This is a genomic window from Ramlibacter sp. (genome assembly GCF_028292805.1).
Lineage (GTDB): Bacteria > Pseudomonadota > Gammaproteobacteria > Burkholderiales > Burkholderiaceae_C > Ramlibacter.
Map to the genome: position 1 here is coordinate 1 of NZ_JAQGLS010000109.1, position 15,216 is coordinate 15,216.

12 protein-coding genes and 1 pseudogene are annotated in these 15,216 nt (G+C 68.6%); 5 read left to right on the forward strand and 8 right to left on the reverse strand.

Going from position 1 to position 15,216, the window contains the following annotated elements; translation table 11 throughout:
* Both JWP65_RS06315 and JWP65_RS06320 read left to right on the forward strand, forming a co-directional pair.
* Positions 1 to 213, forward strand: a pseudogene (locus tag JWP65_RS06315) (murein peptide amidase A); the annotation flags it as partial.
* A gap of 197 nt (positions 214 to 410) precedes the next feature.
* Positions 411 to 2,744 carry a xanthine dehydrogenase family protein molybdopterin-binding subunit gene (locus tag JWP65_RS06320; RefSeq protein ID WP_299761577.1) on the forward strand — a complete coding sequence of 778 codons (2,334 nt, stop codon included), beginning with the start codon at positions 411 to 413 and terminating at the stop codon, positions 2,742 to 2,744.
* Positions 2,745 to 3,018: 274 nt separating this feature from the next.
* Here JWP65_RS06320 and JWP65_RS06325 read toward each other — a convergent pair whose 3' ends face one another.
* The 4 genes from JWP65_RS06325 to JWP65_RS06340 all read right to left on the reverse strand — a co-directional run bounded on the left by JWP65_RS06325 (position 3,019) and on the right by JWP65_RS06340 (position 5,567).
* Positions 3,019 to 3,156 (reverse strand): hypothetical protein, encoded by a 138-nt coding sequence (locus JWP65_RS06325; protein WP_299761580.1) that lies wholly within the window; start codon positions 3,154 to 3,156, stop codon positions 3,019 to 3,021.
* A 136-nt stretch (positions 3,157 to 3,292) separates the two neighbouring features.
* Complete coding sequence (locus JWP65_RS06330) at positions 3,293 to 3,715, reverse strand: universal stress protein (protein ID WP_299761583.1); 423 nt, start codon at positions 3,713 to 3,715, stop codon at positions 3,293 to 3,295.
* Positions 3,716 to 3,745: 30 nt separating this feature from the next.
* Positions 3,746 to 4,582, reverse strand: coding sequence for a metallophosphoesterase (locus JWP65_RS06335; protein ID WP_299761586.1), 837 nt, complete (start codon positions 4,580 to 4,582; stop codon positions 3,746 to 3,748).
* Positions 4,583 to 4,586: 4 nt separating this feature from the next.
* Positions 4,587 to 5,567 (reverse strand): LysR family transcriptional regulator, encoded by a 981-nt coding sequence (locus tag JWP65_RS06340; RefSeq protein WP_299761589.1) that lies wholly within the window; start codon positions 5,565 to 5,567, stop codon positions 4,587 to 4,589.
* 115 nt (positions 5,568 to 5,682) lie between these two features.
* Here JWP65_RS06340 and JWP65_RS06345 point away from each other — a divergent pair, with 115 nt between their 5' ends.
* Positions 5,683 to 5,997, forward strand: a complete 315-nt coding sequence (locus tag JWP65_RS06345) for a hypothetical protein (protein WP_299761593.1) — start codon at positions 5,683 to 5,685, stop codon at positions 5,995 to 5,997.
* Between the two features lie 12 nt (positions 5,998 to 6,009).
* On the forward strand, positions 6,010 to 6,174 hold the full coding sequence (locus JWP65_RS06350; protein ID WP_299761596.1) for a hypothetical protein: 165 nt from the start codon (positions 6,010 to 6,012) through the stop codon (positions 6,172 to 6,174).
* Positions 6,175 to 7,207: 1,033 nt separating this feature from the next.
* On the opposite strand, the gene JWP65_RS06355 is transcribed toward JWP65_RS06350, so the two are convergent.
* The 3 genes from JWP65_RS06355 to JWP65_RS06365 all read right to left on the reverse strand — a co-directional run bounded on the left by JWP65_RS06355 (position 7,208) and on the right by JWP65_RS06365 (position 10,939).
* On the reverse strand, positions 7,208 to 9,058 hold the full coding sequence (locus JWP65_RS06355) for a phosphoenolpyruvate carboxykinase (GTP) (protein ID WP_299761599.1): 1,851 nt from the start codon (positions 9,056 to 9,058) through the stop codon (positions 7,208 to 7,210).
* 292 nt (positions 9,059 to 9,350) lie between these two features.
* Positions 9,351 to 9,497 (reverse strand): hypothetical protein, encoded by a 147-nt coding sequence (locus tag JWP65_RS06360; protein WP_299761601.1) that lies wholly within the window; start codon positions 9,495 to 9,497, stop codon positions 9,351 to 9,353.
* Between the two features lie 221 nt (positions 9,498 to 9,718).
* Positions 9,719 to 10,939 (reverse strand): threonine ammonia-lyase, encoded by a 1,221-nt coding sequence (locus JWP65_RS06365; protein ID WP_299761604.1) that lies wholly within the window; start codon positions 10,937 to 10,939, stop codon positions 9,719 to 9,721.
* Between the two features lie 101 nt (positions 10,940 to 11,040).
* Here JWP65_RS06365 and JWP65_RS06370 point away from each other — a divergent pair, with 101 nt between their 5' ends.
* Positions 11,041 to 13,341: an AAA family ATPase gene (locus tag JWP65_RS06370; protein ID WP_299761607.1), complete on the forward strand. Its 2,301-nt coding sequence runs from the start codon at positions 11,041 to 11,043 to the stop codon at positions 13,339 to 13,341.
* Between the two features lie 71 nt (positions 13,342 to 13,412).
* Here the strand turns inward: JWP65_RS06370 and recQ are convergent.
* Positions 13,413 to 15,216, reverse strand: a 1,804-nt coding sequence (gene recQ / locus JWP65_RS06375; RefSeq protein WP_299761610.1) for a DNA helicase RecQ, incomplete at its 5' end; no start/stop codon positions are given.

Below are 15,216 nucleotides of genomic sequence, written 5' to 3' on the forward strand. Positions count from 1 at the left end.
TCGCGGCTGGGCCGCCTGTACCTCGACCAGGTCGGCATCTTCCCCGGCTCGCTGGGCAACTACGGCGGCGTCCACAAAGGCGTGCCGGTGGTGACCATCGAGCTGCCGAACTCGCAGCGCACGCCACTGGACGCCGAGATGCGCCAGATGTGGATCGACCTGTTGCGCTGGACGGCGGCCACGGTGCCGGGCGAGGCGGCTTCCGCCCGATAAGCAATCCTGAGAAATCGCTGGTGCGATTTCTCAGGGGCCTGATCAGTGTCAAGAGGACCGGCAAAGCCGGATCCTCTTGACAGGTGGAACCGGTCCGCGCGCGGCGCATCCCGGCCTCGGTGCCTGGAACCCCAAAAAGAACGTTAGGGTCAGCGCGGGCTGCAAGGCCGCCGGAAATCGGCGAGACTTTGGCCACGATGACCACCGACACTTCCATTCCCCAGCGGTTCGGCAGCGGCCAGTCCGTGCGCCGCATCGAGGACGAAGGCCTGCTCAAGGGCCTGGGCCAGTACACCGACGACCTGGTGCCGGAGGGCCAGCTGCGGCTGGTGTTCGTGCGCTCACCATATCCGCATGCGCGCGTCGCTTCGATCGACACGGCGGCGGCGCAGGCGATGGCCGGGGTGGTCAAGGTGGTGACCGGCGCCGACCTGGTGGCGGCCGGCGTCAAGCCCATCCCCACCGGCGTGCCCGGCTTCAACCGCGGCGACGGCACCCCGGGCGCCTCGCCGCCGCGCCTGGTGCTGGCGCACGAGCGGGTCCGCTATGCCGGCGAGGCCGTGGCCATGGTGATCGCCGAAACCTTGCAGCAGGCGCGCGATGCGGCCGAAGCGGTCTTCGTCGACTACGAAGAGCTGCAGCACGTCGTCGATCTGGACGACGCCGTCGCCGGCAAGGCGGTGCTGTGCGACGCAGCGCCCGACAACGTGGCGGCGGAGATGCGGCACGGCGACGCCGGCAAGGCGCAGGCCGCCTTCGCGCTGGCCGCGCACGTGGTGCAGCTGTCGGTGGTCAACCAGCGCGTGGCCGCCTTTTCGCTGGAGCCGCGCTCGGTGCTGGCCTGGGTCGCCGACGACGGCCGCCTGACGCTTCGCATGAGCAGCCAGATGCCGTCCGGCGTGCGCAACTCGCTGGCCAACGACATCCTGGGGATCCCGCCCGACCAGGTGCGGGTGACGGTGGGCGACGTCGGCGGCGGCTTCGGCATGAAGACCGGCATCTATCCGGAAGACGCCGCCACGGCCTGGGCCGCGCGCGAGCTGCAGCGGCCGGTCAAATGGATCGCCGACCGCAGCGAGGAGTTCCTGGCGTCGGCGCACGGGCGCGACCAGCAGGCGCAGGCGGAGCTGGCGCTGGCGGCCGACGGCCGCATCCTGGCGCTGCGCATCAAGACGCTGGCCAACGTCGGCGCCTATGCGCTCGCCACCGGGCTGCTGATCCCCTTGCTGATCGGGCCGTGGGTGCAGACCAGCGTCTACGACGTGCCCCTGATCGATTTCCATATTCGTTGCGTGATGACCAACACGGCCTCGACGGCGGCCTATCGCGGCGCCGGCCGGCCCGAGGCGATCTTCATCATGGAGCGGCTGATGGACGAAGCCGCGCGCCAGACCGGCATCGACCGGGTCGAGCTGCGGCGCCGCAACTTCATCCGGCCCGACCAGATGCCGTACGCGAACCCGATGGGTCACACCTACGACGTCGGCGAATTCGACAAGATCATGGAGCAGGGCCTGGCGCTGGCCGACTGGAGCGGCTTCGAGGCGCGGGCGGCGCAGAGCCGGGGGCGCGGCAAGCTGCGCGGTCAGGGCATCGCCACCTTCCTGGAATGGACCGGCGGCAACGTGTTCGAGGAACGCGTCACCGTCGACGTGCGCGCCGACGGCGTGATCGAGGTGTTCTCCGCCGTCAACCAGATGGGGCAGGGCATCGCGACCACGCTGGCGCAGCTGGTGGTCGACGTGTTCGGCGTGCCCATCGAGCAGGTGCGCGTGGTGCTGGGCGACACCGACCGCGGCGAGGGCTTCGGCAGCGCCGGCTCGCGTTCGCTGTTCACCGGCGGCTCCTCGCTGCACCTGGGCGCCGAAAAGACGCTGGAGCAGGCGCGGCAGCTGGCGGCGGCGTCGCTGGAAGCGTCGACCGTCGACCTCGAGTACCGGCGCGGGCGCTTTACCGTCAAGGGCACCGACGTCGGCATCGACCTGTTCGAGGTGGCGGGCAAGCAGCCGCAGCAGCGCATCTTCGTCGACCACACCAGCACCGTCGCGGGCCCGAGCTGGCCCAATGGCTGCCACATCAGCGAGGTGGAGATCGACCCGGCCACCGGCGAGGTGCAGGTGGTGGCCTATGCCAGCGTCAACGACGTCGGCCGGGTGGTCAATCCGATGATCGTGCGCGGCCAGCTCGATGGCGGCGCGGTGCAAGGCATCGGCCAGGCGCTGTGCGAGCACATGGTGTACGACCGCGCCAGCGGCCAGCCGGTGACGGGCAGCCTGATGGACTATGCGGCGCCGCGCGCCGACATCATCGCTTGCGAGTTCGTCACCGAGATGAACGAAACCGTGCCCTGCAGGAACAACCCGCTGGGGGTGAAAGGCGTGGGCGAACTCGGCACCATCGGCGCGGCGCCGAGCGTGGTCAACGCGGTGGCCGATGCGCTGGCGCGCGCCGGCTTCAAGGATGCGGCGCCCGGGCTGCAGATGCCGCTGACGGGGGCCAAGCTGTGGGGGATCCTGGCGCCGGCTGCATAGAGCCTCGTGGCCCGCGCCAAGGCGGGAAGCCGGGGGCATTGAAGGCAGGGTGCGACGCGCGCGTTCAGGCGCCGTGGATTCGCACCGATGCCTGCGCTTGTCAGCCGGCAAGGACGGAGCGCTTCGGGTGTTCAGCGACCAGCCCGCTTCCGCCGCCAAGTGCCCACTGCGCCCGAACCGGCGGCAGTCGAACGCCGGCACTGCGGCAACCTGCAGTCGGCGGGCCCGACCCGTGGCTGCCGTGCTGAGCGCACCGCCGCCCGCATGCGTGAGATCAGCGGGGAGTGCCGGCGCCGTGCGCTACTTCGAGCTCGAAGCCGTTGCCGCCGGCTTCCGGTCCCGCCAATGCCAACAGCAGCGCGGCCAGGATGGCGGCGATCCACGCAAGGGTGTGCGTCCACAGCGGTTTCATCGCGGCCTCCCGCCGGCACGAGCGCCGGTTCGGAAAGTGTGCGGCAGCCAGCTGCCGCAATCGCAAGCCGCGTGTAAAGAACCCGCTGATTTGTTCGGCAGTTGTGCGGACGCGGTAGTGCGCAAGTGGCGCCGGCTCAGCGGATGAGCAGGACCGGCACGCCGCAATGCGCCAGCACCTGCGTCGTCACCGAACCCATCACCAGCCGCGCGAGCGAACCGTGGCCGTGCGTGCCCATGATGATCATGTCGAAGCCGTTGTTCTCGGCATGGCCGGCGATCGTCTCGCCGGCCGGGCCGGCCGCCCACAGCTGCTGGGCATTGATGCCGCCGGCGCTGAGCGCGGCCATTGCCGGCTCCAGCACCTTGGTGGCTTCGTCCTGATGGTAGTCCTTGACGGCGTTCGCGCCCAGCGACGAGCGCACGTGCGGCGGCAGTTCGGGCTGCGTGTTAAGCACCACGTAGGTGTGGCCCGGGTCGAACAAGGCGCGGTTGCTGGTGACGTAGTCGAGCATCTTGCGCGTGTAGTCGCTGCCGTCGACGGCGAGAAGAATCTTCATGTGGGGGCTTCCTTTTATCCTTGCGGAAGCCTAGCACGGGTGCGCTGCGGGAGGGACGACGAGGATCAACTGCTCGCGGAAGTCCTCCTGCTCCCCCTTGGCCGCGTAGCCGAGCGTGTTGGCAACCACGCGGCAGCCGTGCGCCACGTAGTCTTGCTGGCAGTGCAGGTGCCCGTGCAGCCACAGCTGCGCCTTCGGCAGCCAGGCATCCAGCGAATTGCAAAAGCCGGCAGTGCCGGCACGCAGGCCGTAGCGCGGATCGGCGCTGCGCAGGCTGGGCGCGAAATGGGTGACGACCACCGTGCTGCCGGCGAACGGCCGGTCCAGCGCCGCGCCCAGCCACTGCTGGCAGGCCAGCGCCTGCTCGCGCCACTCCTGGGCCAGCATGGGCTTGCCGTGCCGCATCGCCGCCGCCTTCTGCAGGTAGTAGTTGGCGGCGCGAAAGGCCTTGTGGCGCAGCTTGAGCACGTCGGCCAGCCCCGGCTCCGGCTGGCCCGGCTGCAGCGCCAGCGCGTCGAAGTCGGCCCACAGCGTGGTGCCCAGGAAGCGCACGCCGGCGATCACCAGCTCCTGGCGTTCCAGCCACTGGATGCCCAGTCGCTCGCAGGTGGCGCGCAGCCGATCGTGGGTGGCGTCGAAATCGAGGTTGTCGTATTCGTGGTTGCCAGGAACGTACAGCACCGGCACCGGCCAGTCGTGCAGCGGCGAGAACTGCGCCAGGCCGAAGTCGTCGTCGGTCAGGCGCGAGCCTTGCTGGTAGGAGCCGACATCGCCCGCCAGCACCAGCAGCTCGGCCCCGGCCGCCGGCCGGGCGCGCCAGCCAGGTTGCGACTCGAGGTGCAGGTCGGACATCAGCTGGATCTTCACCGGCCTATTGTGCGTGCTCCTGCCGATGGCCTTGCGCGAAGGCAGCGGCGGCGGCGCTGGTGACGGCCGCGCGCAGCCACGCATGGTCGCTGCGCACGCCCTGGCGGCGGTGCCAGAGCGCATCGACGTGCACCGCCGGCACGGCGAACGGCAGCTCGCGCTGGGCCAACTCGCTGGCGCGCCCGGTGGTGCTGATGAAGTGGGCCGGCAGCACCGTCAGCAGGTCGGAGGTGGTGACAACCAGGCCGGCGGTGAAGAACTGGTTGACGGTCAGCACGATGCGCCGCTGCTGGCCGAGCGCGGCCAGCGCCTCGTCGGTGAAGCCGAACGGCCGGCCGGAAAAGCTCACCAGCAGGTGCTGCGCGGCGCAGTACTTCTTGAGCGTCAGCGTGCCGGTGGCCAGCGGGTGGCCCTTGCGCATCACGCAGACGTAGCGGCCGTCGTACAGCCGCTGGTGGTCGAAGGCGGCCAGCCCGCCGGCCTGGGCCTGGGCCGTCAGGTCGGCGATCACCGCCGGAAAGTAGCCCAGGGCCAGGTCGATCTGGGCTTCGTCGAGCAACCGGCGCGGATCGCGCGTCGTCAGCGGCACGCAGCGGATGGAGACGCCGGGGGCATCACGCTGAAGCACCTTGACCAGCCCCGGCATCAGCTCGGCCGCGGTGGCGTCGGCCATCGCCAGCGTGAAGCTCTGGGTGGCCTCGGCCGGATTGAATTCGCCCGGCAGGATCACCGCCTCCAGCTGCCGCAGCGAGTCGCTGATCACCGGCCACAGCGCCAACGCCCGCGGTGTCGGCTCCACGCCGTAGCCGCTGCGCACGACCAGCCGGTCGCCCAAGGCGTCGCGCAGCCGGTTCAGCGCGTTGCTTACCGCCGGCTGCGTCATGTTGAGGTTGCGCGCCGCCCGGGTCAGGTTGCGCTCGCTCATCACCTGGTCGAAGACCCGCAACAGGTTCAGGTCGAGGGTGCGGAAGTTGGGGGCGGACATACGGCTAGTGAATGATAGCCATCACTAATCTAAAGTGGAGAAATATCAGGGGATACCCTAGTATCACTGCACGCACCCGGCATACCGCCACAAGCGTTTTCAAGGGAACAGAATAATGACGCGCTTCATCCAGGCCGATTTTCCGACTGAACACGCGGGTATCACCCGCTTCACCCGCGGCTTTGCCGCCGTGCGCCAGCTCGACGCCACGCTCACCCGCCTGGTGCTGGCCGTGCTGACCTTCATTGGCGCCCCGCTGCGCCAGGTCGGCGCCAAGGTCGCCAGCCGCTTCGCCGCTTGGGCCGTCGCCCGCCAGCAACGGGTCGACGACGACAAGCTGTGGGCCCTGGCCCTGACCGACGCCCGCGTGATGGCCGACCTGAGCCGTGCCATGAGCGCTGAAGCGCGCTCGGTGCGCTCCTACTACTGAGCGCGCGCTTGCATGCTGGCCATCGTCCGCACCACCTGGGTCGCCGTGCTGCTCAAGCGCCTGCCCGGGCCGCTGCTGCGGCTGCTGGACGGCTGGTCGCACCGGCTGGCCCAGCGCCGAGCCCGCGAGCGCCAAGAGCGCTGGGCCCGCCGCCAGGCGGCAGCCGGCAAGCCCTGACCGCAGCCGAGCCAAGGGTGTTAATCAGCACATGGCCCAAAAAGCCGGGAAACCCACGCCAGTCGTAGTTTGAAGTTGAAGTTGACCCCATCCCACGGACGGGTATGTGCTTGGTTCTCAAGCGGGTGACTGCACAGGTGCAGGGTTGTCCACGGCGGCGGTCGGCGCTTGCGACGAACGGGCCGACGCGGTCAACCCGCGTTTCTCAGCGATGCTTTCTTGCTCGACGTGTTTTCTTTCAAAGTTGATGGGCGACAGGTAGTTCAGACCAGAGTGGCGCCGGCGCGGGTTGTACCAGACTCGGAAGCTGGCGCCACCTCCAAAGAACCTGCCTTTGGCAGCCTTGTGGGGGCAGCTCCTCGACCAAATGTGAGACCTCCCGTAGTCGCATTCGAATGCGCCGTCGGAACGTGTCGCGCTCGGCTTTCGTTTTCAACTGCAGGCTGAACTCGTCCACCGCCGCGGCCATCAGGGCACTCGCGGTGAATGCAGCCGGCGCTGCCGATTTCAGAGCCGTGAGGAAAAAGCTCTTCAGACTCCCGCGGGCGCCGTACTTCCCCGCCCAGGCATCGACTGTTCCTCCGGCCGCGGGGTCGACCGTCGGATCGGCATTGGCCAACACCGAGTCCAACGCGTCCAGAGAATTCTTGGCCTGTGTCGCACAAGCTTCGACTTGCTGCAGGTCGGAGAGCAGGGCGTCCGCGTGCTCCCGCGCCCTTGTGGCTTCGCCACGGCGAGAAGGAAGCACGTCGTCTAGCCGGCAGATTTTCCCGACCAGGGCCGCGCGCTCGTTCAGGAGCCACTTCAGGGTGGGGTCGGTTCGCTGCCGGCGAACTGGCGTCGGCGATGAATTTGGGGCGCATCTGGTCACGGTAGTGCTGTGAAGCGACCGCCCCAGAAGAAAAGCCGTCCTCCGGAGCCCGAAAACGGCTTCTTTGGGGTTCAGCGACGACTTTGGGTCATCAGCTGATTAACACCCCGAGCCAAAACACAGGCCACCCTCGGGTGGCCTGTGTTCATTGGCGGCGCCGCCTCAGCCAGCCAGCTGCTGCTCGATCTTCGCCTTGGTCGCCTTGAGCTCCGGCGGCAACCGGTTGGCCAGCTGCTGGAACAGCTCGTCGTGCAGCTCCAGTTCCTTTTCCCAGGCCTTGCGGTCGAAGCCGATCACCTGCTGGAACTGGTCGGCGCTGAAGTCCAGCCCCTCCCAGTTGAGCTCCTCGTAGGCCGGGCTGATGCCGAACACGTGCTGCTTGCCCGCGGCCTTGCCCTCGATCCGGTCGATCATCCACTTGAGCACGCGCATGTTCTCGCCATAGCCGGGCCAGACGAACTTGCCGTCCTCGCCCTTGCGGAACCAGTTGGTGGTGTAGATCTTCGGCAGTCTGGCGCCCGAGGCCTGCAGCTTGCTGCCCAGGTCCAGCCAGTGGCGAAAGTAGTCGCTCATGTTGTAGCCGGTGAACGGCAGCATGGCGAAGGGGTCGCGCCGCACCACGCCTTGCTGGCCGGCGGCGGCGGCGGTGGTCTCCGAGCCCATGGTCGCGGCCATGTAGACGCCTTGCACCCAGTCTTGCGCCTCGGTCACCAGCGGCACCGTGGTCGAGCGGCGGCCGCCGAAGATGAAGGCGTCGATAGCCACGCCGGCGGGGTCGTCCCAGGCCGGGTCCAGCGCCGGGTTGTTGATGGCGGCCACGGTAAAGCGCGCGTTCGGGTGGGCGGCCTTGGCGCCGGTTTCCCTGGCCGTTTGCGGGGTCCAGTCCTTGCCCTGCCAGTCGATGGCATGCGCCGGCGGCTCGCCCATGCCTTCCCACCAGACGTCGCCGTCGTCCGTCAGCGCCACGTTGGTGAAGATGACGTTCTTGTCCAGGCTGTGCATGCAGTTCGGGTTGGTCTGCATGTTGGTGCCCGGCGCCACGCCGAAGTAGCCGGCTTCCGGGTTGATGGCGTACAGGCGGCCGTCGGCGCCCGGCTTGATCCAGGCGATATCGTCGCCGATGGTGGTGACCTTCCAGCCTTCGAAGCCCGCCGGCGGGATCAGCATGGCGAAGTTGGTCTTGCCGCAGGCCGACGGGAACGCCGCCGCCACGTGGTACTTCTTGCCGTCGGGCTTGGTCACGCCCAGGATCAGCATGTGCTCGGCCAGCCAGCCCTGGTCACGGCCCATGGTGGAGGCGATGCGCAGGGCGAAGCACTTCTTGCCCAGCAGCGCGTTGCCGCCATAGCCGGAGCCGTACGACCAGATCTCGCGCGTCTCGGGATAGTGGACGATGTACTTGGTCTTGTTGCAGGGCCAGGAGACGTCCTGCTGGCCGGGCTGCAGCGGCGCGCCGACGGTGTGCACGCAGGGCACGAACTCGCCGTCCACGCCCAGCACCTCGTACACGGCCTTGCCCATGCGCGTCATGATGCGCATGTTGACGGCCACGTAGGGGCTGTCGGACAGCTCGATGCCGATGTGGGCGATCGGCGAGCCAAGCGGGCCCATCGAGAACGGCACCACGTACATGGTGCGGCCCTTCATGCAGCCGTCAAACAGCGGCTGCAGGGTGGCGCGCATGTCGGCGGGGGCCATCCAGTTGTTGGTCGGGCCGGCATCTTCCCTTTGCCGGCTGCAGATGAAGGTGCGGTCTTCCACGCGGGCGACGTCGGTCGGGTCGGACCAGGCCAGGTAGGAGCCGGGGCGCTTGACGGGGTCCAGCTTCTTGAAGGTGCCGGCGTCCACCAGTTGCTGGCAGAGGCGGTCGTATTCTTCCTGGCTGCCGTCGCACCAGTAGACCTGCTCGGGCTTGCACAGGGCCGCCATGTCGGCGACCCAGGCGATCAGCCGGGCGTTCTTCACGTAGCCCGGGGCCTGGAGGCTCAGGCCTTGCATCACGGGAGAGTTCATTCCAATAGCTCCTAAGTTGAAACCGGTTTTCAAAAGGGAGCTGGCGTGGTGTCAGCCGCGGGCACGCCCTTGTGGAAGCAGGCTTGGCAGTCGGCTGTGGCGCGGAAGCGGGCCTCGCTCCGCCGGGTCGGCTGGAAGCCTATTTTAAGAAGCAGTTCAGCTAGATCCCGGCCGCAGGGTCTTGTCTCCATGCAAAAAATGCATGACGTTATGAGTCAGGGGCGCAGGTCCGGAAACGACAACGCCCCTGGCTTGGCAGCCTAGGGGCGCGGGAGGGGCCGGCGACGGGCGCTCAGGCCATGTAGATGGCGATGAAGGCCAGCAGGAACATCAGGGCGGCGCCGACCAAAGGCAGCACCAGCGGGATGATCGCCACCACGTCCTCGACCGGGTCGTGCGGGTGGTGGACTTCAGTGGAGTGGGTGTGGGGTGCGGACATGGGCTCTTCCTCGGCGAACGGGACTCAGGGATTCTACTCCCCGTGCCGCCCCGCCGCAGGCGCAGGCGCAGGTGGTCTTGGCCGGGCAGGCGCTGTTGCCGTCGGTGGCGCCGCGGATGTCGATCTCGCCGAAGGGCAGGCTCTTGCCAGCCGGCAGCACCCGCGCCTGCAGCCACCGGGCGAAGGACTCCGCCACGCCGTCTGCCACTGCTCCTGGCCCATCACTGTTCCTGCGCTTCGAAGCCGGCCTCGTGCAGCGCATCCAGCACGGCCTGCACGTGGCGCCGGCCGCGGGTCTGGATCACCAGCTCGATCTCCACGTTCTGCGCCGCCAGCAGGGTGAAGGCGCGCTGGTGGTGCACCTCGTCGATGTTGGCCCCGGCCTCGCCCACGATCGCGGTGATCCGCGCCAGCGAGCCCGGCACGTCGCGGGCGCAAACCCGCAGCCGAGCCAGCCGGCCGGCCCGCACCATGCCGCGGTGGATGATCGCAGCCAGCAACATCGGGTCGATGTTGCCGCCGCCCAGCACCAGCCCGACCTTGCGGCCGGCAAAGCGCTCCGGCTCCTTGAGCAGCGCCGCCAGCGCGGCCGCGCCGGCGCCTTCGACCAGGGTCTTTTCGATCTCCAGCAGCATGACGATGGCCTGCTCGATGTCGCCTTCGTCCACCAGCAGCAGGTCGTCGACATACCGCTCGATCATCGGCTGCGTCAGCTTGCCGGGCCGGCCGACCGCGATGCCCTCGGCAATGGTCGAACCGCCCTGCGGCAGCTCGGTGTGCTTGATCGCGTTGAACATGTTGGGAAAGCGCAGCGCCTGCACGCCGATCACCTGGATGGCCGGCTTCAAGGCCTTGGCCGCCGCCGCCACCCCGGCGATCAGCCCGCCGCCGCCGACGGCCACCACCAGCGTGTCCAGGCCCGGCACCTGCCGCAGCATCTCCAGCCCCACGGTGCCCTGGCCGGCGATGATGGCCTCGTCGTCGTAAGGATGGACGAATTCCAGCTGCTCGCCGGCGGCCAGCGCCAGCGCGTGGCTGCGGGCTTCTTCCAGCGTGTCGCCGTGCAGCACCACCTCGGCGCCGAAGCTGCGAGTGCGCTCCACCTTCACCCCGGGTGTGAAGCGGGGCATCACGATCACCGCCCGCAGCCCGAGCCGCTGCGCGTGATAGGCCACGCCCTGGGCGTGGTTGCCGGCGCTCATGGCGACCACCCCGCGGATCGCCGGGCGGTCGCCGCGATCGTGCTGCGCAGCGCTGAGCAGGGCCAGCTTGTTGCAGGCTCCCCGCTCCTTGAAGGACGCCGTGAACTGCAGGTTCTCGAACTTCAGGTACACCTGACAGCCGGTGATCTGCGACAAGGTGCGCGACTCGACGCAGGGCGTGTCCAGCAGCTGCCCTTGCAGGCGGGCGGCGGCGGCCAGGATCTCGGCAAGTCCGGTCATCGGGCAATTGTCCACGTTGGGAGTCTACGTGGCCCCACCCGGCGGATCTTCCATGTAGCATGGCCTCGCGCTATCTTCGTGCAGCTGTCCAAGGAGGTCGATTGGCCAAGCGTTCGCTGGATCTGCAAGTGCTGCCCTCGCCCGGCCTGAAGGACGCCCCCGTCCTCGACCTGATGTGCTCGCACTTCGTGCTGACGCTCGCGGCCAAGCAGGGCGCCAAGTTCAACGTGCGCCGCGATTTGAACGGCCTCTTGTCGCTGGCCGGCCGCCACCTGGTGTGGCCGGCGCCTTCGCTGGAGCGGCTGCGCGAGTTCCTGGGCCGCCGTTGCAAGGACAACGAGTTCTGGCGCGGCCACGAGCAGCTGAGCACGCGCGAATTCCTGGATCGCCACGGCGTCTGGCGCGGCCCCTACGAAGAGGGCACGCTGTTCTTCTACCTGGATGAATACGCCAAGGACCAGCCCAAGGACCTGCTGTCGGTGCTGGCCGTCACCGGCGACTGGCTCACGCATGCGCTCAAGAAACACTCCACCCTGGTGGAAAAGAACATCGCCGCACTGGCCAGCCTGCTGCAGTTGAACAAGGCCGAACGCGCCTTGCTGCTGTACGGCACGCTGGCGCGCTACCAGCGCGACCTGCGCAGCCTGCTGGTGGAGTTCAAGGTGAACAACGCGCCCGAGGCCTACGCCGCCATCGCCGAAGTGGCCGGCGTCACTGCCGCCGACGTGGGCGAGGCGCTGCGCGCGGGCTCGCGGCTGGAGCGCATCGGGCTGGTGGAAAACCTGATCTCCGAGCACAACATCACCGACCTGGCCGACCTGATGAAGGTCAGCGAAAAGCTGCCGCCGGTGCTGATGCGCGAGTACCGCGACCAGAGCGAGCTGATGGCGGTGTTCACGCGGCCATCGGCCAAGAGCAACCTGGCGCTGGATGACTTTTCCTTCGTCTCCGAAGACGCGCAGGTGCTGCGGGCCTTGCTGCGCAGCGCGGTGGAGCGCAAGGAGCCGGGCGTCAACGTGCTGCTGTACGGCCCGCCCGGCACCGGCAAGACCGAATTGGCGAAAGTGGTGGCGCAGGCGGCCGGCCTGGAGCTGTTCGAGGTGGAGTACGCGGACCGTGACGGCAATTCCCTGAGCGGGCGCGACCGCTACCGGTCCCTGCAGATCGCCCAGGTGTTCCTGAAAGGCAGCGCCCAGGCGGCGCTGCTGTTCGACGAAGTCGAGGACGTGTTCCCGCCGATCTCCAGCGAAGCCGCGCAGATGATGGCGCGGGCCGAGCAGATCGTCGCGCCGCCCTCGGGCAGCGTCAGCGGCAAGGCCTGGGTCAACCAGATCCTGGAAACCAACCCGGTGCCGACCATCTGGGTGACCAACCGCATCGAGCAGATCGATCCCGCCTTTCGCCGCCGCTTCGCCTACCACCTGGAGCTGAAGTCACCGCCGCCGGGCGCGCGCGAAGGGCTGGTGCGCAAGACGCTGGAAGGCGTGGAGGTGTCCGCCGCCTTCGTCGCCAAGCTGACCGAACGCAAGGGCCTGACGCCGGCGCAGATCCGCACGGCGGTGCGCTTTGCCGGGCTGGCGAACGCCGATGGCCTGTCGTCCGAGGAGCTGATCGAGCGGCAGCTGCGCAACGCGGATCGCGCGCTCGGCACGCGCAGCAACGACGGTGCGGTGCGTCCCAGCGTCACGACCTACGACCTGGAGATGCTGAACGTGGATTCGCGCTTCGAGGTGCCGCGCATCGTCGATGCGCTGAAGGCGCGCGGCCACGGCACCCTGTGTTTCTACGGCGCCCCGGGCACCGGGAAGACCGCGCTGGCCGAACACATCGCCCGCAGCCTCGACCGGCCCTTGCTGATCAAGCAGGCCAGTGACCTGATGAGCAAGTTCGTCGGCGAGACCGAGCAGAACATGGCGGGGATGTTCCGCGAGGCCGAGGCCGAGAAGGCGGTGCTGCTGCTCGATGAAGCCGACAGCTTCCTGCAGGACCGGCGCGGCGCCCAGCGCACCTACGAGGTCACCGAAGTCAACGAGATGCTGCAAGGGATGGAGCGCTTCGCCGGGATCTTCATCTGCACCACCAACCTGATGGACCGCATCGACCAGGCGGCGCTGCGCCGCTTCGCCTTCAAGATTCGCTTCAAGCCGTTGACGGCAGCGCAGCGCGAGCGGATGTTCGTGACCGAGGCGCTCGATGGCGAGCCTTCCTCGCTGACCGCCGACTCGCAGGCGCGGCTGGCGAAGCTGGACCAGCTGTGTCCCGGCGACTTCGCGGCGGTGAAGCGGCAGGTCGACATCCTCGCGGCCAAATTCAGCGCCGAGGAATTCCTGGAGCAGCTGGAGGCGGAGCACCGGATCAAGCCCGAGGTGCGGGAGGCGCGGAGCATCGGCTTTTTGCAGTAGGAGGTGCGCGCCCTACCGGCCCGGCCGTGCATTCGTAGGGTGTGCACGGAACGTGCGCACCACGCTGCGACCTAAGCCAGCGCGTGCAGCACGTCCATCACCGCCGGCCCGTACTTCTCCAGCTTGTTCGCGCCGATGCCGCTGACGCCTTCCAGGTCGCGCACGTCCTGCGGCGCCAGCGCGGCGATGGCCGCCAGCGTGGCGTCGTGGAAGATCACGTAGGCCGGCAGGTTGTGTTCGCGCGCCATCTCGGCGCGCCAGGCCTTGAGCGCGGTGAAGCGCTGCTGCCCGGCTTCCGTCAGGCCGGCCGCCGCCGCCGAAGGTGCGCGGGTCGCACCGCGCTCGCGCTTGCGGGTTCGCGTCGCCGGCTGGTTGATCGATTCGCGCAGCATCACCTGCTGCTCCCCCTTGAGCACCGCGCGCGAGCCGGCGGTGAGCTTCAGGGTGTTGTAGGCCTCCGCGTCGACGGCCAGCGCGCCGGTGGCGATCAGCTGGCGCAACACGCCGCGCAGCTGCTGCTCGGAGAAGACCGCGCCGATGCCGAAAGTGGACAGCCTTTCGTGGCCGAACTGCGCCACCTTCTCCGTGGCCTTGCCGCGCAGGATATCCATGATGTGGCCGGCGCCGAAGCTCATGCCGCCGGCCTGCTGCACGCGGTACACGGTGGACAGCAGCATGCGCGCGGCCTCCGTGCCGTCCCACACCGCCGGCGGCGTCAGGCAGTTGTCGCAATTGCCGCAGGGCTGCGAGGCCTCGCCGAAGTACGACAGCAGGCGCACGCGCCGGCAGTCGGTGGCCTCGGCCAGCGCCAGCAGCGCGTCGAGCTTGCCGCGCAAGGCCTGCTTGAACTCCTCGCCCGCCGGGCTCTCGTCGATCATGCGGCGCTGGTTCACCACGTCCTGCAGGCCGTAGGCCATCCAGGCGTCCGAAGGCAGGCCGTCGCGACCGGCGCGGCCGGTCTCCTGGTAATAGCCTTCGATGTTCTTCGGCAAGTCGAGGTGGGCGACGAAGCGCACGTCCGGCTTGTCGATGCCCATGCCGAAGGCGATGGTGGCCGTCATCACCACGCCGTCCTCGCGCAGGAAGCGGTCCTGGTGGCGCTGGCGCATGCCCTGGTCGAGGCCCGCGTGGTAGGGCAGGGCGTCCATGCCTTCCCGGCACAGGGTCTCGGCGATTTCCTCCACCCGCTTGCGCGACTGGCAGTAGACGATGCCGGCTTCGCCGGCGTGTTCCTGCTCGATGAAGCGCAGCAGCTGCCGTGTGGCGTCCTGCTTCTCGGCGATCGCATAGCGGATGTTCGGGCGATCGAAGCTGCTGACGAACTGGCGCGCGTCCTCGAATTGCAGGTGCTTGACGATGTCGGCCCGGGTCAGGCCGTCCGCCGTCGCCGTCAGCGCGATGCGCGGCACGCCAGCGTAGCGGGTGTGCAGCAGCGACAGGCCGCGGTATTCCGGCCGGAAGTCGTGGCCCCACTGGCTGACGCAATGCGCCTCGTCGATCGCGAAGAGGCTCAGCTTGCCTTGCTGGTGCAGGGTGTCCAGCAGCGACAGGAAGCGCGGCGTGGTCAGGCGTTCGGGAGCGGCGTAGACCATGGTCAGGTCGCCGCGCAGCATGCGCTGTTCCACGTTGCTGGCCTGTTCGCCGGTCAGCGTGGAGTTCAGGAAGGCGGCTTCGACGCCGGCCTCGCGCAGCGCGCCGACCTGGTCGTGCATGAGCGCGATCAGCGGCGAAACGACGATCGCCACGCCGAGCCCGGCGTCCTGCCGCGCCAGCGCGGGTATCTGGTAACACAGCGACTTGCCGCCGCCGGTGGGCATCAGCACCAGCGCATCGCCACCGGCGACCACGTGGTCGACGATGTCGGCCTGGGCGCCA

What these genes read in the sequence shown, in the direction of transcription:
- JWP65_RS06320 (WP_299761577.1), top strand. Translation starts at nt 411, where the DNA reads ATGACCACCGACACTTCCATTCCCCAGCGGTTCGGCAGCGGCCAGTCC.
- JWP65_RS06325 (WP_299761580.1), bottom strand. Translation starts at nt 3,156, where the DNA reads ATGAAACCGCTGTGGACGCACACCCTTGCGTGGATCGCCGCCATCCTG.
- JWP65_RS06330 (WP_299761583.1), bottom strand. Translation starts at nt 3,715, where the DNA reads ATGAAGATTCTTCTCGCCGTCGACGGCAGCGACTACACGCGCAAGATG.
- JWP65_RS06340 (WP_299761589.1), bottom strand. Translation starts at nt 5,567, where the DNA reads ATGTCCGCCCCCAACTTCCGCACCCTCGACCTGAACCTGTTGCGGGTC.
- JWP65_RS06345 (WP_299761593.1), top strand. Translation starts at nt 5,683, where the DNA reads ATGACGCGCTTCATCCAGGCCGATTTTCCGACTGAACACGCGGGTATC.
- JWP65_RS06350 (WP_299761596.1), top strand. Translation starts at nt 6,010, where the DNA reads ATGCTGGCCATCGTCCGCACCACCTGGGTCGCCGTGCTGCTCAAGCGC.
- JWP65_RS06355 (WP_299761599.1), bottom strand. Translation starts at nt 9,058, where the DNA reads ATGAACTCTCCCGTGATGCAAGGCCTGAGCCTCCAGGCCCCGGGCTAC.
- JWP65_RS06360 (WP_299761601.1), bottom strand. Translation starts at nt 9,497, where the DNA reads ATGTCCGCACCCCACACCCACTCCACTGAAGTCCACCACCCGCACGAC.
- JWP65_RS06365 (WP_299761604.1), bottom strand. Translation starts at nt 10,939, where the DNA reads ATGACCGGACTTGCCGAGATCCTGGCCGCCGCCGCCCGCCTGCAAGGG.